The organism is Nocardia sp. NPDC051570, assembly GCF_044454005.1.
Taxonomy (GTDB): domain Bacteria; phylum Actinomycetota; class Actinomycetes; order Mycobacteriales; family Mycobacteriaceae; genus Nocardia.
This window is the reverse complement of record NZ_JBITDI010000022.1, coordinates 1-22680: the sequence shown is the minus strand read 5'-3', so window position 1 is coordinate 22680 and position 22680 is coordinate 1. Positions and strand designations below refer to the sequence as shown.

At 65.9% G+C, this 22680-nt stretch carries 13 protein-coding genes and 2 pseudogenes; 8 read left to right on the top strand and 7 right to left on the bottom strand.

From position 1 onward, the window contains the following. Window positions 1–268: 268 nt before the first annotated feature. The 3 genes from ACIA76_RS37375 to ACIA76_RS37365 form a co-directional block, all read right to left on the bottom strand. Window positions 269–1531 (bottom strand): cytochrome P450, encoded by a 1263-nt coding sequence (locus tag ACIA76_RS37375; RefSeq protein WP_397159127.1) that lies wholly within the window; start codon window positions 1529–1531, stop codon window positions 269–271. Window positions 1532–1668: 137 nt separating this feature from the next. Continuing rightward, window positions 1669–9348, bottom strand: coding sequence for a beta-ketoacyl synthase N-terminal-like domain-containing protein (locus tag ACIA76_RS37370; RefSeq protein ID WP_397159125.1), 7680 nt, complete (start codon window positions 9346–9348; stop codon window positions 1669–1671). A 29-nt stretch (window positions 9349–9377) separates the two neighbouring features. Continuing rightward, window positions 9378–10502 carry a polyketide synthase dehydratase domain-containing protein gene (locus ACIA76_RS37365; protein ID WP_397159123.1) on the bottom strand — a complete coding sequence of 375 codons (1125 nt, stop codon included), beginning with the start codon at window positions 10500–10502 and terminating at the stop codon, window positions 9378–9380. Window positions 10503–10737: 235 nt separating this feature from the next. Between ACIA76_RS37365 and ACIA76_RS37360 the strand changes: the two are divergent. The 3 genes and pseudogenes from ACIA76_RS37360 to ACIA76_RS37350 all read left to right on the top strand — a co-directional run. After that, window positions 10738–11091, top strand: a pseudogene (locus tag ACIA76_RS37360) (IS21 family transposase); the annotation flags it as partial. 383 nt (window positions 11092–11474) lie between these two features. Then, the gene (locus ACIA76_RS37355) at window positions 11475–11711 is read left to right on the top strand and encodes a response regulator transcription factor (protein WP_397159121.1); all 237 of its coding nucleotides are present in this window, start codon (window positions 11475–11477) and stop codon (window positions 11709–11711) included. A 33-nt stretch (window positions 11712–11744) separates the two neighbouring features. Further along, window positions 11745–11871, top strand: a pseudogene (locus tag ACIA76_RS37350) (beta-ketoacyl synthase N-terminal-like domain-containing protein); the annotation flags it as partial. A gap of 78 nt (window positions 11872–11949) precedes the next feature. Here ACIA76_RS37350 and ACIA76_RS37345 read toward each other — a convergent pair. Together ACIA76_RS37345 and speB are read right to left on the bottom strand one after the other, a co-directional pair. After that, window positions 11950–13608, bottom strand: a complete 1659-nt coding sequence (locus ACIA76_RS37345; RefSeq protein ID WP_397159119.1) for an adenylate/guanylate cyclase domain-containing protein — start codon at window positions 13606–13608, stop codon at window positions 11950–11952. A gap of 251 nt (window positions 13609–13859) precedes the next feature. Further along, window positions 13860–14783, bottom strand: coding sequence for an agmatinase (speB, locus tag ACIA76_RS37340; RefSeq protein WP_397159117.1), 924 nt, complete (start codon window positions 14781–14783; stop codon window positions 13860–13862). A 245-nt stretch (window positions 14784–15028) separates the two neighbouring features. On the opposite strand from speB, the gene ACIA76_RS37335 reads away from it, so the two are divergent. The 4 genes from ACIA76_RS37335 to ACIA76_RS37320 all read left to right on the top strand — a co-directional run bounded on the left by ACIA76_RS37335 (window position 15029) and on the right by ACIA76_RS37320 (window position 19911). Further along, complete coding sequence (locus ACIA76_RS37335; protein ID WP_397159305.1) at window positions 15029–15829, top strand: carbon-nitrogen hydrolase family protein; 801 nt, start codon at window positions 15029–15031, stop codon at window positions 15827–15829. 13 nt (window positions 15830–15842) lie between these two features. Beyond that, window positions 15843–17531: a flavin monoamine oxidase family protein gene (locus tag ACIA76_RS37330; protein ID WP_397159115.1), complete on the top strand. Its 1689-nt coding sequence runs from the start codon at window positions 15843–15845 to the stop codon at window positions 17529–17531. Between the two features lie 80 nt (window positions 17532–17611). Then, a complete protein-coding gene (locus ACIA76_RS37325) occupies window positions 17612–18997 on the top strand; it encodes an amino acid permease (RefSeq protein WP_397159303.1) in 1386 nt (461 codons plus the stop codon). Further along, window positions 18994–19911 carry a universal stress protein gene (locus tag ACIA76_RS37320; protein WP_397159113.1) on the top strand — a complete coding sequence of 306 codons (918 nt, stop codon included), beginning with the start codon at window positions 18994–18996 and terminating at the stop codon, window positions 19909–19911. Before ACIA76_RS37325 ends, ACIA76_RS37320 begins: the two co-directional genes overlap by 4 nt. 102 nt (window positions 19912–20013) lie before the next feature. On the opposite strand, the gene ACIA76_RS37315 is transcribed toward ACIA76_RS37320, so the two are convergent. After that, complete coding sequence (locus ACIA76_RS37315) at window positions 20014–20571, bottom strand: EF-hand domain-containing protein (protein ID WP_397159111.1); 558 nt, start codon at window positions 20569–20571, stop codon at window positions 20014–20016. A gap of 147 nt (window positions 20572–20718) precedes the next feature. Here ACIA76_RS37315 and ACIA76_RS37310 point away from each other — a divergent pair, with 147 nt between their 5' ends. Next, window positions 20719–21168, top strand: a complete 450-nt coding sequence (locus ACIA76_RS37310) for a hypothetical protein (RefSeq protein WP_397159109.1) — start codon at window positions 20719–20721, stop codon at window positions 21166–21168. A gap of 43 nt (window positions 21169–21211) precedes the next feature. On the opposite strand, the gene ACIA76_RS37305 is transcribed toward ACIA76_RS37310, so the two are convergent. Next, a partial coding sequence (locus tag ACIA76_RS37305; RefSeq protein ID WP_397159107.1) for an ABC transporter ATP-binding protein occupies window positions 21212–22680 on the bottom strand: 1469 nt, incomplete at its 5' end.

Below are 22680 nucleotides of genomic sequence, written 5' to 3'. Positions count from 1 at the left end.
GCCCGGCGAGACCGTTGCCTTTCGGCAAGTTGTCGACAGGTTCGCGCGGAGCAGAGTTAACCATCAGCTACCTCACGGCAACCGGTATCTATCACCAGGTTCCAACGTCCTCTACGTCAAGAGGCAGTTGGGAACCCGCCGCTGGACTCGGTGGTGGTCGGTCCGGGTTATGGCTTGTCCGAAGGATCGGTGGAGGTGTAAGCCGCAGGTGTGTAGACCTGCGGCTTACCTGTAGGCGATCAGCGGATCGAGCTGCGCCGGGGCGTGGTCATGGCCGCCTGCCCAGGCCGACCACCAGATGCCGGGGGAAACCCTCGGGCCCCCTGATGATTTCGCCTTCCGGTCCCGGGAGCGGCCACGGATCTCGCAGAAACAGTCGGCGGATCGGCTCGGCAACCGACGCCTGGCCGAGCCGCCAGCCGACACAGTCGTGATGGCCGATGCCGAAATGCAGACGCAGGACATGGGCGGGCCGATCCAACCGGAAGGCGGTCGGCTCGGGCACCTGATCCTCGTCGGACATCGCCGATTCGAGCGCCGCCAGCACGATGGTGCCAGCCGGGATCGTGGTCTCCCGCGGTGTTCCGGCCGCCACGGTGTAATCGTCCACGCACCTGCGGGAGAGCATCTTGAAGAAGGGGTTGAGCCGCAACGCCTCCCACACGTACGGGTCGAATCGGTGCGGGTCTTCCGCAGCGTCCCGCAGCGGCAGCTCCGGATGTTTCAACAGCTGCTCCATCAGATGCGTCGCGGATCCCATGCCGTTCTCCACATAGCCCAGCAGGATGCCCGCCATGTTGATCGCGATCCGCTCGTCATCCATGTCGAGCCCGGAACCGATATCGCTGCGCAGCAGTCTGGTGAGCAGATCGCGATGGGGAACGGTGGCCCCGGCACGCCGCTGCGCCACCAGATCCCGCACGCTGCTCATCAAATCCCCACCGACACGTTCGGTCTCCTTCCGCATCTCGGGATCATTGCCGAGATTGGTCACCATATCGGCCAGGATGGGCCGTATCCAATGCGACAGATCATGCGGGTCGACGCCCCGGAATCCCAGATACTCCATGCATATTCGGATCATCACCTTCCGGCTCAACCCACCCGCGACATCGATGCGGCCGGTAGGCATCGCCTCGTCCAAGGCTTCGTCGGCGAAACGGCCCGCTGCCTCCCGGAGCCGGGGCACGTCCTCGGGCGCGAGCATCACCTGCAGCAGCGACCGCTCCCGCCAATTGATGACGTCCCCGTCGGTGCCCAGGATGTGCCGCCCGCCCAGCGCAGTGGACAGGGCCGGGTCGTACCGGCTGTTGAACACCATTTCCCGCGACAGCACCTCGGTCACATCGTCGAACTTCGTCACCAAGGTGAATGCGGGTGTCACCAGGATCGGCCGATGCGCGCGGAGTTCGGCGAACAACCCCTGCGAATCCGTCAGTATCCATTTCTGTATGAGTTGCACCTGATCCGGCGCAGCGGCTGCGTCGTACCTGTCCAGGTAACCATCTTCGAATTTCGCTTTCGTCGTCATGCGATCGACCTCCAGATTTGTTTCCGTGGGCCTATCCAGTGTCTGGGCCCGTATTCCCTTGTCTCAATAAGCATTTCGAGCTACGTGCGATGACACTCCGCTCGCGCGTGGCTATTTCGCCAGAATTGTCAGTGATTTCATGCGCTCGTCGGCGCTTGGATGAAGCGGACGGTCACGCTGCCAGTGGATACTTCGGCCCGCAGCAGATAGCGCTCGCCGGGGCGATTTCCGATCTGCGCCGACCGCAAATCCGCGGACGGCAGGACCTCGCTGGGATGGACGGCCGCATGTTGGGCCACGTGGTCGCGCACGGCGACCTCGAGAAGTCGTTGCGTGCCTTGGCATTCGGCCGGCAGACCGTACAGGTCTGTGACGGCGTTCGGAAACCAGTCGAGGCTTTCGACGTCCTCGCGACTGAGGTGAGTCGCCCCATCGTCGAACGTCGACAACCCGAAGCCCGGAACATGGCGGCGATCGCGCAGGAACGCGGTCCGCTCCTCGACGGTCGGCCGAGCCAACGGCCCCATCGGCAACAGCATCTCAACCAGCCTGAAGCACACCAGCACTCGCTCCCCCGCGCAGATCCGCACATCGAACATCGGCAGCATGTCGTTGCCGCCATCGAATCCAGCGAACCGCGCATCCACCCGAAGCCGGCCCGTGTCCGGCAGCACCTCGTAGAGGTCGGCGAAGGCGATCCGATACGGGAAACCGACCTGGCCGCGCGCGATCCGCTCGGACCACATCCACAGGTCGGTATGCGGAATCACGTGGATCGCCGCGTCCAGCAGGCCTTGGTTCAGGTAGCCACGCGGAACACCACCCAAACCAGCGTCCAGGACACCGGCCGCCCCCGACGTGCCCATCTGGAGCTCGGTCAGATACTGGAAAGCAGGCCCGTGGAACACATGCCCCCGCTGATAGGGGAGCTCGGCGCTGCGCAGTCCGGGCAGGGGAGGCAGCGGCGGCGGGAGCGGCGCGAGGCTGCCGACGAGGGCCGTTCCCGTCGCGACCCGCTCGGCGGCGGCGGATCCCGCCCGGCGACACCAGAGTTCGACCTCCAGTCGATCGACATCACCGGGCGCCGCGACCACCCGTGTGCTCAACCGCACCGGCCGATCGACCACCAGCCATTCGCGCACACGGATATCGCGCAATCCGACGACGGGCCTGCCCGCGAATTCGGCTGCGGCGTGGGCGATCCGATCGGCCATCGACATCATGGGCAGCGCCGGAACGGTCCAGATCGGCCGGTGATCGGTGAGCCAGGTGTCGATCTGCGGGTCGAGTACCTCCTCGACCGGAATTCCCATCGTCCCGGAGCGAGGGCTCGCGACGATCCGCACGCCGAGGCTCTCCGCGTGATAGATCCGCCGATCCCCCACCCAGAGCCAGGCATCCGCGATCGCGAACGGGCCACGATCATCGGTCCCGGCGTCGACGACCTCCAGCTCCACCGTGACGACGCCGTCATCGGGAATGACCTGTCCCCGGAACTTCCAGGTCACCGGGCGGCTGTCCAACCATGTCTCGAAACACGGTTCGGACAGGCCGGTGGCCATGCCCTGGCGAATCATGTAGCACTGCAACAGTTGCAGCATCGCTTCCAGGCCGAGCGATCCCGGCTGGACCGGATCCTGGAAGAAATGCGCACGGAAATACCAGTCGTCGGGGTGCACTGTCTTCTCCGCACGCATTCGGCCCAGCCCGGCCGCGCCGCCGTCCGGCCAATACCCGGTGATCCGATCCAGCATCAGCAGCATCGAACCGGGCAGCCGTGGCGGACCGGCCAGAAGGCTGTCCAGGTCGACCGAAGTCGCGCTGGGCAGCGCCAGCCGGGCGATGTCCTCCTCCGATGTCGGCAGCCCGGGTTGCCGCGCGAAGGCCTCTGGCGGGAAGAACCCGAACACACTGTGCAACTGGACAACTCGGCGATCGTCGGCGAAGACCCGGACCTCGAAGGAATCGATGATCATATCGTCGGTCCGGGAGACGTCGACCAGCTCGACCTCGGTTCGCAGCGTCTTCGTCCCCGGGGTGATCGCTGCGTCCAGGGTGCCGTGCCCGTCGAGGTTGCGGAACAGGAGCTCGGTCGCACCCGAGGGCAGGTTGCTGGTGTACAGCGCCAGCCAACCGCAGGGCTGCAGCGCTATCTCCTGCAGGACGCAGAACGGCATGGTGTGGCCGCCGCCTTCTGGCCAGAACCATGCCGCGGCCGGAATGTCGTACTCGACGGTCACCCTGCTACCGACCGCCAATTCACCAGGCGTGCACGCGAGTTCGGTGATCCGGGTCATGAAGTGATATGGCGGTCCCGGCAGCCGCGCAGTGCGGGTCGTTCCATCGAGATGCGAGAGCCTGGCACCCATCATCTCGACGGGACGACCCCACGCACACGCCAGCAATGACGCGTACCCGAGCTCCAGTCCATCGTCGGCCACCGCGACAGGCCTGGCCTCCTCGTGCCCGGCCAGCCCACCCAGCAGCGACAGCGCAACCGGCGTGCCCGTCGCCTGCACGGCGGGCGGGCCCAGATGTCGCCAGTGGTCCAGCGGCCAGTCCGGTACCAGCCGAAACCCCATGTCCGCCACGTGAAATGCCTGCAATCCGTCGACGCTGCAGAGCACGTCGGCGATCAGCGTGGGGTAGGGATCGGCCGTGATCCGGCTGACGAACAGCTCGTAGACCAGGACGCGACTGGCCGGGGTGACCTGACCCCGGCACCGCATCCGGTAGCTCTGGTCCGGGACGATCTCGAATCGCCAGCCGTCCCGATCGAGTGTGTAGCCGAGGGCGGTGAGATAGAACGCCATCGTCTGGAGGCAGCCCTCGAGCATCAGCGTCCCCGGCATACAGGGGTCGTTGGTGAAATGGCCCTCGAAGAACCAACACTCGGGTGCGATCGGGAGCTCCGCACGCAGATAACCGCGGCCGTGCGGCCCACCGTCGAGGTCGAAATCGGGGACGGAGTGGAACAGTCGCAGATCCGGATGCATCAGCCGCGGTGTCCGCACGTGCGCACCGGCTTTCGCCCACTGCGGGCCGAAGCACTCGGCCAGCCGACCCGCGGAGAACGCGGTGATTTCCTCGGGCCCGAACGTCCGCCCCATATCGTGAACCGCGGGCGGATCAGAGGGCTCCGCCGGTGCCGCGAGGTCGGCGGGGTTCCACAGCACGCCCCTGGACTGGCGGAGCTCCTCATCGGTGAAGAAGCCTGCTTGGCCATCGCGGACACTCAGTCGCAGCTCGCCGTCCACCCGGCAGTCGTAATGGAAGAAGAACAGCCGAACCCCGTTCAGCTCGGCATGGCCGTCGATGGTGATCTCGAAGGTCAGCGTCTCACCGGGAACAGGGGGTGTGCCGTGAAAGGTCGGCTCCATGCCGAGCAGCCGGTAGGCCCTTTCCTCGGGGTTCAGCAGGTCCACACCGAGCCAGCTGATGAGCAGCAGATCGGCCTGGCCGGCTTCGACCATGATTCCGGCGGGCATCCGACCGGCCGGGTCGAGATACCAGGAGTCGAGCCGCACATCGGTCTGGGTCCAGATCGTCCCGGTACCCATCGAGCCCGGTATCGCGTCGATCCGCAGGACCCGATCGGCGAGCAGCATCGGCGGCGCGGGCATCCTGGTCTGTCGGTGATGGGTGTCCTGGGCCGCGAACAGGGGGCCGAATACGGTCGAGACGGGTCCGGTGGCGAGATACTCCAGCTGCTTACGATCGAGGGCGGGTCCGTGGAATTCCTGGTGTGACAACGGCTTTCGCGGACCTTCTCGAAGGAGCCGAGTCGCTGCCTCCCGGTGGGCGAGGAACCTGTGTTGGAATTCGTTTTGGAGAGCGAGGAAGTCGCGGTGGGCCCGGTTGACGCTGTCATGGTGGACAGTCAGTGCGTTGACGAGTTGTCGAGCGATCGGCCCGATGGACTCCCGATGGGGTGGCTCGGGAGCCGGGTGGGATGGTTGAGCGATGGCCCTGTCGACCATCGGTGGCGCAATCGCTTCTGCGGCGCGTGCGGGTAGTTGGATGGCGGGCGGATGCGCATTGAACCGCAACACCCTTCCCCCACCCACGCGGCCCTCCCACAGACACAGGGCCAGCTGCTCATAGAGCGCGGAGTCATCGAGATCGACTCCGGCAGCAAGCAATTCGGCCACAGCCCGAGACAGGTGAGCCATATCGGATCGACCTGTGCCATCCAACGCCACCGCGAGATGCTCTCGGTCACCCAGAGTTTCACCGATCCATTCACTGCACATCGCCCGCGGCCCATGCTCGATGAAGATCCGCACACCATCAGCCCACGCACGCTCGACCGTGCCACGGAAGTCCACACCGTTCAATGCGTGGGCCACACTCGCATCGGCGGCCGAGTCCGCATCGACGGTGAACCAGTCTGTGCGGCCACAACTGTAGAAGCGGATATCCGGCACCGGCGTGGTCTGCCGCACATGTAGATCACGCCACTGCTCGGCAACCTCCGCCAACACCGGCGCATGCACTGCGAGGTCGTAATCCAACGCCACCGCATACTCCGGATCGAGCCGAGTCAGCACCCTCTCGCAGGCGGCGGCCTCACCACCGATAGCGCAGGAGATGGGCGAATTGACCGCCATGAGATGCACCGCCGGCTCATCCACCAGGACCTGCTGCACCCGATCCGGAGTCGCCGCGACCAGATGTCCCGCCCAGCGCTCACCCGGAATACCCGCACGCCGCCACACCCGGCGCACCGCGTCGAACCCTCCGGCGAGTTCGGTAGTGAACAACGGAGATTCGCGCAGACCGCGGATCACCTCCGTCAGGTCCGGCCACGCCCCCAGCGCGGTCAGCGCCGTGCTCTCCCCCGACGAGTAACCCAGCGCCGCATGCGGGTCGATGCCCAGAACGTCCCGGGTCAGGTGGGTGTGCAGATGGCTGAGATAGGCGGCGCCGCAGATCCGCAACACCGCATCACTGGGCCGCGACGACCCGTCATACACCCACGAAATCGCCTCCGGCAGCGGCGGACACAGGGCGATCAACTCGGCGACCGACCGCGGAAACGCGAGACTCAGTTCCCGGCCCATACCCGAATACGCAGCCGCGCCACCGGCATAGACGAACGCGATCTCCCCTGCGACCGGCGTCTCCCGCCACACCGCCCAGTCCGGTTTCGCCGCGTCCCCGCGCAACCACCGAGCCGCCTGGCTCGCCCGCTCGATCAGCTGATCCGCGTCCGCGGCAAGAACAACCACACGGGCTGGCCCGCACCGTGATTGGCGGCCACACTCGAGCGCATCGAGAACCTCGGCGCGGCCGAGACCGGAGAACACAAACGGCCGCGGGACCGGCTCGGCCAGCCAGCCCACCACATCCGCGGCACGCAACCCGGTCCGAACCGGCTCGGCGCCAACAGGATCGGTCGACGCCCGCATGCCCACGCTCGAAAGCCCCGGCCTCCCCGGCGCAATCGGAGAGGCGCCGATCGAATCGGTCGACACGTGCGCGGATACACCCTCGAGCCACGGCCGGGCAGGACCGCCGAGGACAGGCCGGGCCCGATGATGCAACGCCTGCACCGCCGCGGCCACCGACACCAAACCACTTGCGGCATGCGCGGAACCGAACAGAGCAGAGATCTCCGGACCCACCATCACCCCGGGCTCCCCGGATATGTCGGGATCGAGTATCGCGAGCACCGGGTCCCCATCGCGACGGGCATGGTCGAGGTTCTTCAACGCGATCACCACAGCCGCGTCCCCGGGTTCTCGATCCAAACCCAGTCCGGCCATCGCCGCACGATGCACCGGCTCATCGGAAAGATCCACCGCACCAACCAAAGCCGCATCCGCCGTACCAGCCCGGATGGCCTGGGCGGCCACTTGAAGCGCCACCTGCCCGGACGCCTCCTCCGCCGAGACAGCGAAACTAGGACCGGACAGATCCAACTGCCAACTGATCCGATTCGCCACATTGTTCGCCAAGCAACCCAGCACCGCAGCAGCATCCAACGGCGGGGCAACCGAATCCGCCAGCCCCGGATCAATACCCGGCACACCGGAACGCACCCGCCAGCGCACGATGTATCGCGAGACTTCCGGATCACAGCCCATACCGATGACGACGAGAGTCCGTTCGGGCGGCAGTTCGACGTCACGGGCCGCCTCACGAGCCGCCTCCAACACCAGCAGTTGCTGAGCCTGTGCCGCACCGAGATCGGCGGGCGGGAACCGCAGCCCATCGAGTTCCACCTCCACGCTCTCCCTCGTCCCCGCCCACGCGACACCGGTCAGCACCGCCCTGGTGAAATCGGCGGCATCCTGCCCGTCTCCGACCCGGGCACCGATCGCCACCACCGCAACCTGCGCCCCAGACTCTCGCGGCCCGGTCCCCTGCACCCCGGACTCCCGCGGCCCGGTCCCCTGCACCCGAGACTCTCGTGGCCCGGCCTCCTGCACCCCGGACTCTCGTGGCCCGGCCTCCTGCGCCCCGGTTGCACGTGCAGTGGTCGCACGTGCTCTGGGGGATCTCGGCGGCGTGGCGGCCAGGTCGTCGGGAGCATGCGTCCAGGAATCCACGATCAAATGCGCATTGTTCCCACCGAAACCGAACGCACTCACCGCAGCCCGACGCGAACCCACCCACGACTCGTTCTCCCGCAACACCCGCAACGACGTCCCATCCAACACCGAAAGGGGCTGCGCCACTCCCGGAGTCAACGGCCGCACACCCGCCTCCATCGCCCCCAACACCTTCAACAAACCAGCCACACCCGCCACCGTGACCAAATGACCGAAATTCGCCTTCACCGACCCAACCGGCAGATCAACAGACCCAGCGAAAACACTCGCGGTACTGAGCACCTCGGTCGAATCCCCGACCACCGTCCCGGTCGCATGACATTCCAGCAACGACACCGACCCCGGAGCAACCCCAGCCGTACCGTAAGCCAGCCGCATCGCCCGCTCCTGCCCCGCCCGATTAGGCGCGAGTAGCCCATCCCCACGCCCATCGTTACCGAGCCCGATCCCCCGAATCACACCCAGAACAGGCACACCACGATCGATAGCGTCCGGCAACCGCATCAACGCCACGATCCCCGCACCCTCCGCAGGCACCAGACCATCCGCATCCCGATCGAACGGACGCGATCTACCGGTAGGACTCAACGCCGCCAACGACGTGAACCCCACATGCACGAAAAGATCATCGGCACTGTTCACCGCACCGGCCAGCATCAAATCCGCACTCCCGTCATGCAACCGGTCGCACGCCAACTTCACCGCATACAACGACGACGCACACGCAGCATCCAACGCGAACGCCCCCGCACCCAACCCGAGACCACGCGCCACCAGATACACGGTCGAACCGGGCCAGAACCGGCCACGCGGATCAGGCAAAGACCCACCCAGCCACACACTTTCAGCGAAACGCGCCATCGTCGTACTCGGCAACGTCGAGTTACCGAGCACCAAACCCCGCCGCTCAGGTCCCGGCACACCGTCGCCCGCCTCACCCAGCGCCTGCCGCACCGAATCCAAAACCCACCGCACAGCCGGATCCAGAACGAACAGATCCTCCGGCGCCACCGCGAAACCCGTTGGATCGAAAGACTCCTCGAAACCAGTGACATAACCACCGATATCGTGAAACGCGAAGTCGACACCCGGCATGAGCACCGAAGAGGGCCGAACCCCCCACCTACCGTCCGGGACATGGGCCAGGCTCGACCGCCCCGAAATCACCAGCTCCCACAGGGCAGATGGGCTCAACGCACCGGGCAGCACACAGCCACGACCGACAATCGCAATCGGTGGAACAACGGGAAACGACGACATCCTTGTCCTCCAAAACAGCGAATGATGGCTCAGGTCAACGGGGGACGCACGACAAGTTGCAGTCCGGAGAACTCTGCGACGGTCGAACCGTCCGCCCGGGTGAGAACGGCGTCGCAGCGCGCGTCGACCTCGTCGACAGCGACGGCTCGCACCACACAGCGCAACACCTCGTCGGCCGGCGGGACTGCGGAAAATCGGCATTCACGAATCGACATAGGCAGAGTCGCCGCGCCGAGCGCCTGTTCGGCCCAGAGCACAGCGAGCTGGAATACACCGTCCACCGCGGCCGGATCGATGCGCCACGGCTCGGCAGGCCAGCCGAGCCGGTGCACCCCGAGCAACGTGCCGACGGCCGTCTCCGCCGTGATTCCGTCGACCTCGGCGATCGCCTGGAACTGTGGCCCGTGGAACAGCGCCGGGCTGGCATATGCCTTGTCCCGGTCGAGTGGCATTGGCCCGGAGGGATTTCCACCGAGGTGCGGCGCCCTCGGCATCGTCCCGGCCTCCGAGTGGACCGTGGCCCGGCAGTGCGGCCTGCCGTCGTGATCGATCAGGGTGATCAGCAGGTTCTCCCGCTCCGTCCGGCGAGTGCGGACGACCAGGCTCGCCTGGCCCAGATCCGGCACGGTGGCCTTGGCGAGCACCTGGACGTCGTCCAGCACCAGGACACGCTCCGCGAGGCGGATATCGGCAGCAACCGCCGCCCGCAGAAACCAGTCGAGCATCATCGCCAGAGGGACCACCCGGTGTCCGGCGATCGTATGGTCTCTCAGCTGCGGATGGGACGTGTCACTCACCGTGATCTCCGCCGTAATCTCCTCCAGGACAGGATGATCCGCAACACTCCGATCTTGCGCCTGCCATGCGGACGCCAGGTGTTCCAGGATCCGATCGGCCCTGACACGATCGAACTGATCATGGTGGCCGTAGCGAACTCCGGCGGTAGGCGCCCCACGCAGCGCGGCGATCATGCGGCAGAGGGTCTCCTCGCTGGCACGCAGGTAGCAAACCTGACCGTCGGCCAAGGCGCGCTGATACTCCGCGTGGGCCGCACTGGTCTGCCGATGAACCTCTCGAAGAGCCTCCCACCACTCGACACGCTCGACCGCACCCTCGCCTTGTATAAGAGCTTTCACGATTTGCAACCTAATCATCGGCGCACCGTCATCCAATGCATAAAACGGCCAAGACCGAAAGTTCCATATCGCAAACCATCTGGATACTTCGAACTCGGATAGGCTCACATCGCACAGCGATGCCCTTGGAATCGGGGCCGTGCACGGCAACAGAACGATTGTGTCGGCCTTATCCGGCTCCACCATGACAGTTTGATTCGGCCCCGGGGGTCGATTCCATTTCGCGGACTTCGAGTGGCAGAAAGGTGTCCTGATGAAGAATCGGTTGGAGTTGTTCGCTGCCATTCGGCGTGATGCGAGGATCGAGGCCTCATCGATCCGCGAGCTGGCCCGCCGCTATGGGGTGCACAGGCGCACGGTGCGGCAAGCGTTGGCCACCGCCGAACCCCCACCGCGGAAAGTCCCCGTACGCAGCGCGCCGCGGTTGGACCCGTTCAAGACGGCGATCGATGCGATGCTGCTGGCCGACACCGCGGTTCCGCGCAGGCACCGCCACACCGCGCGACGCATCCTGGCGCATCTGACAGCAGAGCACGGCGCGACCGAGCTGTCGTATTCCACAGTCCGGGACTACGTCCGAGTGCGGCGCGCCCAGCTCGCCGCGGCAACGGCCACGCCGGACGCTGCCGTGGATGACCCGGACTCGGAATGGTAGGAAGAAAAACTTCACAATAAGGATGTATCAGCCAACATCTCCAATCACAGTTGCATATCAGCGCAAGATGGTCAATCCTCGTAACCCTAGAACGAAGGCGAGCCGAAATGATGTCATCACACAATCCCCACGAAACCGGGACAAGGACGAGCGAATTAGCTTTGGAAGCATATCACCAACTGGAAAAGTTGATGGATACCATGAAGAGACTCGAACACTCGGCGCGTCGTCAAGAAAAGGATCCACTGACTCGAATGCCACACCGAATCGGCCCCACGAGAATCGAACGTAGAGCTCCTCGGCCTCGCATCGAAATCGACCTACTCGATACGGGATTGACCAAACGTGAACGACAGGTGCTCGGTCTGATCGCGGAGGGACTCTCCAACCGACAGATCGCACGAACGCTCTGCATCGCAGAGGCGACGGTCAAGAATCACGTTCACTCGATCTTCAGAAAGCTGAACGTGAACGGCCGAACACAGCTCATCGCCATAGTATTCGGCGGACGGGCCGGCGCCGCATCTCCTCCTGCCGGAGCTCTGCAAAACCCTCTGGCAAACAGCGCCTGAATACGAAGCGTTGAGGTGGCACGCCCCGGGAATCCGGCGGCGTTTGCCGAGGCCGCCGACGGCACCGGCTGGGGCGAGGGCATGGGGACTCGTTCTGCTGGAACGACTCTCGGATGCCCAGCGCAACGGTCACACGATCCTCGCCGTCGTCCGCGGCTCGGTCGGCTGGTCTACGCAACCTTCGAACCACGCGAAGCCGTTGTCGCACTGGGCATATGGCCGCGTCGAATGAAGCCGATCACCGCATGGGATTCGAGCCCTGATCCGACGAACCGATTCGAGGCAGCGCGCCATTGAACCGAGTAGTTCGAGTACCGGGCTCGCGCGAGGACAATTCCTGGACCGGTATCGGAACGAAGGTCTCGGTCGGAGTCGACCGGCCGCGCAGTTTCATCGCTTCATACGGCCGCCACCAGGAGGATTCATCCGCGGCGTCGGCGATTGTGTTCTCGCCGGCCAAAACTCGTTCCGGCACGGTCTTCGCCTGTTCGGTGAGGCGGGCGGCCTCGTTGACGGCGTCGCCGATCACGGTGTATTCATAGCGGTCCTCGGCACCGATATTGCCGGCCACCACCATTCCGGACGACACCCCGATCGCGGTGTCCAGGCCCGGATGCCGTTCGGCCAGCGCAACCAACTTGAACCGCAACGCCCGCGCGGCCCGCAACACGGCGGCCGCATGTCCGGTGTGCTCCGCGGGCGGACCGAACACACACAATGCGGCATCGCCCTCGAACTTGTTGACCCACCCACCCTCCGCGCCGACGCACCGCACGACCGCGGCGAAGACGTCGTTGAGGACGGTCACCACAGCTTCCGGCGCGAGCCGCTGCGCCATCGCGGTCGACCCGATCACATCGACGAACAGCACGCTGGCCTGCCGCCGCTCACCACCCACGCGCGCACCTTCGGCGAGCGCGAAGCGAGCGACCTGGGTCCCGACGTGTCGATCGAACAGATCGTGGAGTCGTTTCCGTTCCCGCAGTCCCGCCACCATATGGTTGAACCCGGCCTGCAAGTGCCCGAGCTCGCCGCTGTCGTCCACCGCCACCTGCACGGCAAGATCACCCGCTTGTACCCGTCGCTGCGCTGCCTGCAGATCGGTCAGTGGCTCGATCAGCGATCGCGCCATCGCGAACGTGACCGCCAGACCGACCAGAATGCCCACCGCCGCGATGAGGCCCAGCGATACCGGCAGCCCGGTCCGCCCGGTATTCTCATCGCCGATCGCCGCGGTCCCGAGCATCACCAGGGGGATGCCGGCGCCGAGTGTCCAGCCCAGCAGCAGGCGGCGGCGCAGCCCGAGCACGGCGCCGGCGGGTGCGACCTCGCCGGACAAGACCACCTGCAACACCGGCCGGGCCACCATTTCCAGCAGCAGAAACGACACAGCGCCCACGGTGAGCCCGCCGAGCGCGACGACGATACCGACCCGCACCCCATACAGCACCGGATACCCCCGCACAGTGAACAGGGCCCCGAACAGAAGCGCGCCGATCAACCAGCCGACGACTTCGTCCAGAGCCTCTACCCGGGCGAAATTCAGCGTCAACGCCCGCTCCCGCGCGGTCGGCTCCCGCCGCCGATGCACCCAGCCGAACGCCCGTGCGGCCCGCCGCTCGCCCCGATAAACAGCGATAGTCACGGCGACGACGAAGTAGGCGGCTGCAATCGTGCACAGAAAAACGACGTCATGCTCGAAGTCGGACTTCCCACCCGCCCACGGCATGCTCAGCGCGCACACCTGCACTGCGATCAGGACAAACCCGATGCCATTGGCAGTGATCGCCACGCGCAATCCCCGGCGGTCCGCGAACGCCGAGGTAACCGCGTCCCAGACACTGTCGTCGAACGGCGGGCGTTGCCCGGAAAAACCACCTGTTTGACCGTCGCTCATGAGGACCGCACCCTTTTCCTAGGCCGTCATGGGAAACACCCTGCACCGAGGACACCGCGTCATGGAAACCGTACGGCACCGACTGAACGCATACCAGACGGGTCTTGCCTGGTCATCGACCAGACTCGCTGATGCTTTACGGGAATGTGTGGAACCGCACCGTAATGCCGCAGTGGCGATCGACACCGGGACCGCGGCGCGCCGATGCCGATGACCGTGGACGACGCGCGGTGGCCGGATCGGGAACCGAGTCAGCGACGGTTCGCCGCCAGGATCGAAATCAGTTCGTAGGCAACGTGAGCCGCCGCGACGCCGGTGATCTCGGCGTGGTCATAGGCCGGGGCGACCTCGACCACATCGGCGCCGACGACATTCAACCCCCGCAGGCCTCGCAGGGTGTTGAGCAATTCCCGGCTGGTGAGCCCACCGGGCTCCGGAGTACCGGTGCCAGGTGCGTGCGCGGGATCGAGGACGTCGATATCGATCGACACGTAGACCGGTCCGTCGCCGAGTCGGGCGCGCATCCGGTCGACGGCGCCGCGAATTCCGTCGACCTCGTAGTCGTCGGCTCGCACGATCTGAAAGCCGAGCGTCCTGTCGTCCTCGAGATCCTCGGCCGCATAGAGCGGGCCGCGAATACCCATGTGCTGGCAATGTTCCAGGTCGAGGAGCCCCTCCTCACTCGCCCGCCGGAACGGAGTCCCGTGGGTGTAGGGCGCCCCGAAGTAGGTGTCCCAGGTATCGAGGTGGGCATCGAAGTGCAGCACCGCGATCGGCCCGTGCAATCGGCGCATCGTGCGCAGGATCGGCAGCGCGATCGTGTGATCGCCGCCGAGCGTCACCAGTGCGGCCCCGTCTTCGGCAAGTCGCTCGGATGCTCCGGCGATCGTGGCGATGGCCTCTGTGATATCGAAGGGATTCACGGCGATATCCCCGGCGTCGGCCACCTGCTGCTCACCGAAGGGGTGCACATCCTGAGCCGGGTTGTACGGCCGCAGCAGCGTCGACGCACCGCGAATATGACCGGGCCCGAACCGCGCTCCCGGCCGATAACTCACCCCGGAGTCGAACGGCACCCCCACGACCAGCACATCGGGACGCGACACCTCATCGGCACGCGGGAGGCGGGCGAAGGTCGCCGGGCCCGCATAGCGCGGAACCCTGGTCGCATCCACCGGTCCGACAGCGGAAGATCGCCCTGTTGCCGACACATTGCCGCCTTTCTCGCCATCCCCATAGAGCAGCGGACGGGTCGTCTCTCGGTCGTCGCTGTGAAATCTACGTGAAATGGCACCGGCTCTGCTTGTACGGCTTCGATACGGACCCGATTCGGCCGACCGCGTTGACAGATAGCTGCCACCTTGCTGAGGATGAAATGCGTGCGTGCCCGACCCGCCGACGCCGCATCGATATCGCCATGATGCGCGCGGCACTGTTTCAAGGCCCCGCGATATCCGGCGATGTCGCGGTGAATGTCGCGGCGATCACAGCCTCGGCGACCCAGGCCGCGGGCAGGGGCGCGAATATCCTCATCACACCGGAGATGTCGGCCACCGGATACAACATCGGCGCCCTGTCCGCGGCGCGCGCCGAGCCTGCCGACGGCCCACTGCTCGCCGCGATCACCGAGATCGCGGTACGCGCGAAAATCGCTATCGGATACGGCTTTCCGGAACTCACGGCGGGCGGCATATACAACGCAGTCCAGGTCGTCGGCCCACGCGGAGAAATCCTGGCTCACTACCGCAAAACTCATCTGTACGGCGAGCTGGACCGTGGCTTGTTCATACCCGGCGACCGGCTCGTCTCGCAATTCGATCTGCGCGGATTCACCTGTGGGCTCGCGATTTGCTACGACGTCGAGTTTCCCGAGCTGGTGCGCGCGCACGCGGACGCGGGCACCGAGGTGCTGTTCGTGCCGACCGCGCTGATGCGGCCGTTCGAGGTGGTCAGCACGATCCTGGTGCCCGCCCGGGCATACGAGAATCAGATCTTCCTCGCGTACGTCAATCGCTGCGACGTCGAGGACGACCTGCGCTACTGCGGGCTCACCTGTGCCGTCGGCCCGGACGGGGTCGACCTCGCCCGCGCCGGCGAGGGTGAGGAACTGCTCATCGTCGACATCGATCCGACCGCACTCGCGACCGGCCGGGAGATCAATACACATCTGCGTGATCGACGCGGCGATCTGTACGGCGGCGGCGCGGTGACCGCCCGATGACGAGGAGGAGCGCATGACGGTCCCGATCGGTCCGGAGGGCATTCATGATCAAGCCGGGTCGCCGCCGCTGACCATGTTCGGCCCCGACTTTCCGTTCGCCTACGACGATTACGTGCGCGATCCACGCGGCATCGGTTCCGTGCCGCCCGAGGCGCACGGCAAACGAGTCGCCGTCATCGGCGCCGGACTGTCGGGCACGCTCATCGCGCGTGAACTGCTGCGGATGGGATTGCGACCCGTCGTGTACGAGGCCGACCGGATCGGCGGGCGGATGCGCTCACTGCCGTTCGAGGGATATCCCGGGATCACCGCCGAAATGGGCGCGATGCGGTTCCCGCCCTCCTCGACCACACTGTTCCACTACCTCGACGAGATGGGTTTGAAGACAACGCCATTCCCGAATCCGCTCGCCGACGCGACGCCCAGCACCGTGGTCGAACTGAAAGGTGTCAAGCACTATGCGCCTACGCTCGACGAACTGCCCGGCATCTACGGCGAGGTCGCGCGGGCGTGGACACGGACGCTCGACGAGTACGCCGATGCGCGCGAATTGGACGCGGCGATTCGCGCTCGTGACGCCGGTCGGATCAAGCCGCTGTGGAACGATCTGGTCCGGCGCTACGACGACGTGACTTTCTACGGATTCCTGTGCCAGTCAACGGCATTCCCGTTCGCACTACGGGAGATCTTCGGGCAGGTCGGTTTCGGCACCGGCGGCTGGGACACCGACTTCCCGAGCTCGATTCTGGAAATCCTGCGGGTCGTCTGCACCGCGGCCGACGATCACCATCGCGGCATCGACGGTGGAGCGCAACGGCTTCCGGAACGGTTGTGGGATACGCCCGTCGACGACGCGGCGCACTGGCCCACGGGCAGTTCGGTGCGGTCTCTGCACGCGGATGCGACGCCGCATCCGGGTGTCGCCGCGATCCGCCGGACCCATCCGGGCACCATCACCATCACCGATACCTCCGGCCGCATCGACACCTTCCCGGCCGCGGTATTCACCGCCCAAGGATGGATGCTGCTCAATACGATTCGCACCGACGAGCGGCTTTTGCCGATCGACCATTGGACGGCCATCGAGCGCACGCACTACATGGGTTCGTCGAAGGTTTTCGTCCTCGTCGACCGGCCGTTCTGGAAGGATATCGACCCGCGCACCGGCCGCGAGGTGATGAGCATGACGCTCACCGACCGGACCAGCCGCGGAACCTATCTACTCGACTTCGGCGACCACCGGCCCGGCTTGATCTGCCTGTCCTATACCTGGGCGGACGACTCGCGCAAACTTCTGCCGCTGGATGCCCACGAGCGGATGGAACTGATGCTGAATTCGCTGGGCGAGATCTACCCCGGCGTGGATATCCGCGGCCACATCATCGCCGACCCGGTCACGCTGTCGTGGGAGACCGAACGCAATTTCATGGGCGCCTTCAAGGCCAACCTGCCCGGGCACTATCGCTATCAACGTCGCCTCTACACCCATTTCATGCAGGATCGCCTGCCCGAGACGTATCGCGGCTTCTTCATGGCCGGTGACGACGTGTCCTGGACCGCCGGATGGGCCGAGGGAGCGGTGACGACGGCCCTGAACGCCGTGTGGGGCGTGATGCACCACTTCGGAGGCCGCACCGCCGAGGGCAATCCCGGCCCGGGCGACGTCTACGACGAGATCGCTCCGCTCGATCTGGATGCGTGACCGCCGTGTCGCACGGCACGTCCCGCGAACGTGGTAGCGCGTTGATCCGGCAACTGCTGCGGCGCAAGCCGATCGAGCAGATGGCGGACGAGTCCGGCGCCGATGCGCTGTCGCGTTCGATCGGCGTGATCCAGCTGTCGATGTTCGGCATCGGCGCCACCATCGGGACCGGCATCTTCTTCGTTCTCTCCCAGGCCGTTCCCGTCGCCGGGCCGGCGACGATCGTCTCGTTCGCCGTGGCGGGTGTCGTCGCGGGGCTCACCGCGATCTGCTACGCGGAACTCGCCGGAGCCGTCCCGGTGTCGGGATCGTCGTATTCCTACGCCTATGCCACCCTCGGCGAAATGCCGGCGATGGCGGTCGGTGCGTGTCTGCTCCTCGAATACGGGGTGTCCGCCGCGGCCGTCGCGGTCGGCTGGTCGGAATATCTGAATGCACTGCTGTACAACGTATTCGGCTTCCGGCTGCCGCAGGCGATATCGCAGGCGCCCGAACAGGGCGGGGTCGTCAACCTGCCCGCGGTCGTACTCGTCGTGCTGTGCGGAATTCTGCTCGTCCGCGGGGTCAGCGAATCCGCGAAGGTCAATGTCGCCATGGTCACCGTCAAGCTGGCGATCCTGGTCCTGTTCGTCGCCGTCGGCATCGCGGGCTGGCACAACGATCACTTCGCGAATTTCGCGCCGCACGGCTTCGGCGGTGTCATGTCGGCCGCCGGGATCGTCTTCTTCTCCTATATCGGCCTGGATGCCGTGTCGACCGCCGGTGAAGAGGTGCAGAACCCACATCGGAATCTGCCGCTGGCGATCCTCATCGCGCTCGTCTCCGTCACGGGTGTCTACATCGCGGTGGTGGCGGTCGCCATCGGGGCGCAATCACCATCGGAATTCCAGGGTCAGGAGGCCGGATTGGCGGCGATCCTGGAACGCGTCACCGGCGCGACCTGGCCGGGGACGGTGCTGGCGGCGGGCGCGGTGGTCTCCATCTTCAGCGTCACCCTGGTCGTCATCTACGGTCAGACCCGGATCCTGTTCGCCATGTCCCGCGACGGACTGATCCCCGCGGCGTTCCGCAAGGTGAACCCGCGCACCCTCACTCCGGCCCGCAACACCGTCATCGTCTGTGCGGTCATCGCACTGTTCGGCGGACTGATCCCGATCTCCTTCCTCGCCGAGTTGACCAGTATCGGCACGCTGGTGGCGTTCCTGGTCGTATCGATCGGTGTGATCGTGCTCCGGCGCACCGCGCCGGAGCTGCCGCGGTCCTTCAAGGTTCCCGGCTATCCCGTGACCCCGGTCCTGTCGGTGCTCGGTTGTCTGTGGATCATCAGGGATCTGCGGGCGGTGACCATCGTCGTATTTCTCGCCTGGGTCGCCATCGTGCTGCTGTGGTACTGCCTCTACGGCATCAAGCATTCGCGTCTGCGCCGAGACGACCGGATCGGGCGCATAGTCCAGGAGAACGTATGACGGTGATCGCCGGCTGCCAGCCCGACGGAGCGAGCCACGCCGTCATGCACCTCGCGGCCATGCTCGCCCGGTCGGCGGGCGAGCCCGTGGTGGCCTGCGCCGTCGTCCCCGTGCAGGGCACGGCCCGTGCCGAACCGCGGGCCACCGCCCGAGCCCGCGAAACGCTCGACGCGGCGCGGGCCGCGATGCCCGATGACATCGATACGAGTTACGTTGTCCGGGAGGACCGTTCGATATCGGCGGCCCTGCTCGGCCTGGCCGTCGAGCACCATGCCGACCTGATCGTGGTCGGCTCCTCGTCGGCGAGCGCACTCGGTCATGTGGCGTTCGGCGGCGTGCCGTCCCGCCTGCTCCACGGCTCACCGGTACCGGTCGCGCTGGCACCCAAGGGTTTTCGATCACAGGGCCGCAGGGGCGTCGACCGCGTCACCGCGGCTTACGACGGTTCCGACGGACAAATCGAGTCCGTACTCGCGGCGGCCGCGCTCGCCGCCCAGCTGGGCGCGCCGCTGCGGCTCGCCGCTTTCGCAATTCGGATTCCCCCGCCCTACACCACGCGCCTCGGCACAGAAGGTGACATACCCGTTGCCGCGCAATGGGTTTCCGATATGGGCCGAGCGACCGCGGCCGCATGCCGGCGAATCGCGGAATTGCCCGACGCACCCGACACCGTCGAATCCACCGTCGGATTCGGGCGCACCGCGGCCGAGGCCCTCGAGGATGTGGACTGGGGGCCCAACGAGATTCTCACCATCGGCTCGAGCCGGACCGGCCCGTTCGCCCGGATACTGCTCGGCTCGCGTGGTGCGCAACTCGCGCGGCACTCCCCGGTGCCGGTAGTCGTCGTCCCACGCGCGGCCGCGCCACCGATCGATGGCCGGGCAGAGCGGGTTCGCATAATCCGCCCACGCTGATCGTGCCCGAATTCGATGAAGGACCGGCCCACGCGGCCTGGCATAATCTTCGCGCGATCAACGACATCGCCCGCGAGATCGTGATGTGCCGAACACATGGCTTCAGAAGTCGCCGAACAGCCAATTACCGTTCGACAGGGACACATCGCTGGTAAGAAATTGGGTATAGGCGATGACGTACTGATCCATCGTCAGGTAGCCCTTCTTCCAGAAGTCCAGCTTCGCAAAGGAGTTCGCCGCCTCGGCATCACTCAGCCGCAGCACCTCCGTGCCTATCCGGGTATGTTCGGCCTTGCTGATCCGTCCATTGTGGTCGGTATCGGCGATGCCGAACAAGAGATTACAGGTCAGCCCCACGAACTGCGCGAACCGAATCGGATCGCCGACTTGCGGCCGCACAATCGATTCGACGAACTCCTTCTCGCTGACGATGCCGTCATGGTCGCCGTCCGCCTTCGACTGGAACTCGTCCCAGATCATCTTCAGCGTCGCCTTCATCTCGGCGATCCTGGCCGCGTCGGTCTGGCCGGAAACTCTAGCCAGCCGCTCGCCGAACAGCTCGTAGTCACCTACCGACACCGCGCCATCGCCATCCGCGTCCAGAATCCGAAACAGTTTGGTGAGCTTACGATTACGCAGATCCCCCACAGTGGTAGCCATTATCCTCAACCCTTCGCTCAGGAACAGAGAGGCGGCAACGCCGATCAAGACCTGTCGGCGTACCGCGGGCCATGACGATCACTACAAGGCTACGGCGAAATACGGTACAGCACACAGCATTTCATGATCTCGAGCGACTGATGTGTCTTGCCCCGCTCCTCAGCCCATGACGGCCTTACCGCTGTCGCTGCGTTCACTCTGACCGGCGGCTACTCCGGACTGGACAGGAAGACGGATTCCCAGACCTACGATGTGGCGGATCCGGTGACCGCTGTCCGCGTCGAAAACCGCGGCGGCGCCATCGATATCGTCGCCACCGACCAGCACACGGTCAAGGTGGTCGAGACCTACACCTACTCCAACGACAAGCCGCACACCACGCGCTCCGTGCGCGACGGCGAGCTCACCCTCCAGGCAACCGGTTGCGACTCCACCGGATGGTTCGACCACTGCGGCGGGGTGGCCTACCGAGTGGAGGTCCCCCGGGCCACCGCCACGCATCTGGAGAACGGCGGCGGGACCATCACCGTCCAGGGCCTCTCCGGCGCAGTTTACGCGCACACCGGCGGTGGCACTGTATCCGTCCAATCCGACTGAGCCACCGAGACCGAATCACGCGACACGGCGATCGCCTGAAATCTCATGTACCGGTCGTAGCGATCGACGACCCGTCGAGCCTCGTGGGGATCGTCTGCGGCTGGTGGTCGTGGTAGGGGGCTGCTTGGAGGTTGAAGAGTTCGGCGTAGATACCGTGCTGGTTCAGGAGTTGTTGGTGGGTACCGGTTTCGGTGATGTGTCCGTGGTCGAGGACGTATATGCGGTCGGCGTGGCGGACGCTGGCCATGCGGTGGGTGACCAGCACGATGGTGTGGTCGGTGAACAGGTCGCGGATGTGGTTGTAGAGGTCGGCTTCGGCGCGGGCGTCCAGGGCGGTGGTGGGTTCGTCCAGGATGATCAGCGGGGTGTCGCGGTAGAAGGCGCGGGCGAGGGCGATCTTCTGCCATTGCCCGCCGGACAGGTCGATGCCGTGGCTGCGTTCTTTGCTCAACGGTGTCTGGTAGCCGTGACTCAAGACGGCGAGTTGGTCGGCGATACCGGCGTGTGCGGCAGCGGTGGTGACACGGGCCGGGTCGGGGTGCGGGTCGCCGAGTGCGATGTTGTCGGTGGCGGAGAGCGGGTAGTGGATGTGGTGTTGCAGCAGGATGGTGGCGGCGGCCCGTAGTGCGGGTAAGTCGGTGTCGGTCACCGCTTTTCCGTCGCGGTGCAGCTGTCCGGTGGTGGGCGGGTAGAGCCCGGCGAGGATTTTGGTGAGGGTGGTTTTCCCGGACCCGTTGTAGCCGACCAGGGCGATGATCTGTCCGGCGTGGATGTCCAGGTCGATATCGGTGAGGGCGGGGGTATCGGTGCCGGGGTAGGTGAATCCGAGGCCGCGGGCGGTCAGTGAGCCGAATGGTCGGGGTGGGGGCAGTGGCGGTGTGGCGCTGGGGTTTTGGGTGAAGGTGATGATGTCGGCGATGAACAGTCGCCCTTTGCCAACGGTGGACAGCAGGCTCCCGATCGCGGTGAATTGCCCGGACAGGAGCTGGATCGCGGCGAGCACGGTGGCGGCGGTCGCCAGGGGCAGGGTGCCGGTGTAGGCGAGGGCGCCCAGGACGGCGACCATCCCGAGGGTGATGGCTTGGCTGGATCCGTGGGCGACCAGGGTGCGGTAGGCGTTGACGCGGTTGAGGCGGGTCTGGTGGGCCAGCAGATCTGTGCGGGTGTGTCGCCAGCGCCGCAGGAGTTCGGGGCCCGCGGCGAAGGCGCGGATCTCGGCGGCTTGGTCGCGGCCGGTGAGCATCTGTTCCAAATGGATGGTGGTGCGCCGGTATTCGGCTTGCCCGGCCATGAGGTGGTGCCAGTCGCGGTTGATGCGCCGCGAGACTACCCACACCGGTAACACGGCCAGCAGCAGGAACGGGGTGGTGAACCACGCCATCGCCGCCACCGCGGCCGCGATCGCGGCGGTGTAGATGAGGGTGTGAGCGGCGGTGAGCAGGGCACGCAGCATCAGGCCGGGATGCAGCCCAGCCGCTTCCCGGGCCCGGGTGAGCAGGTTGTAGTAGGCGG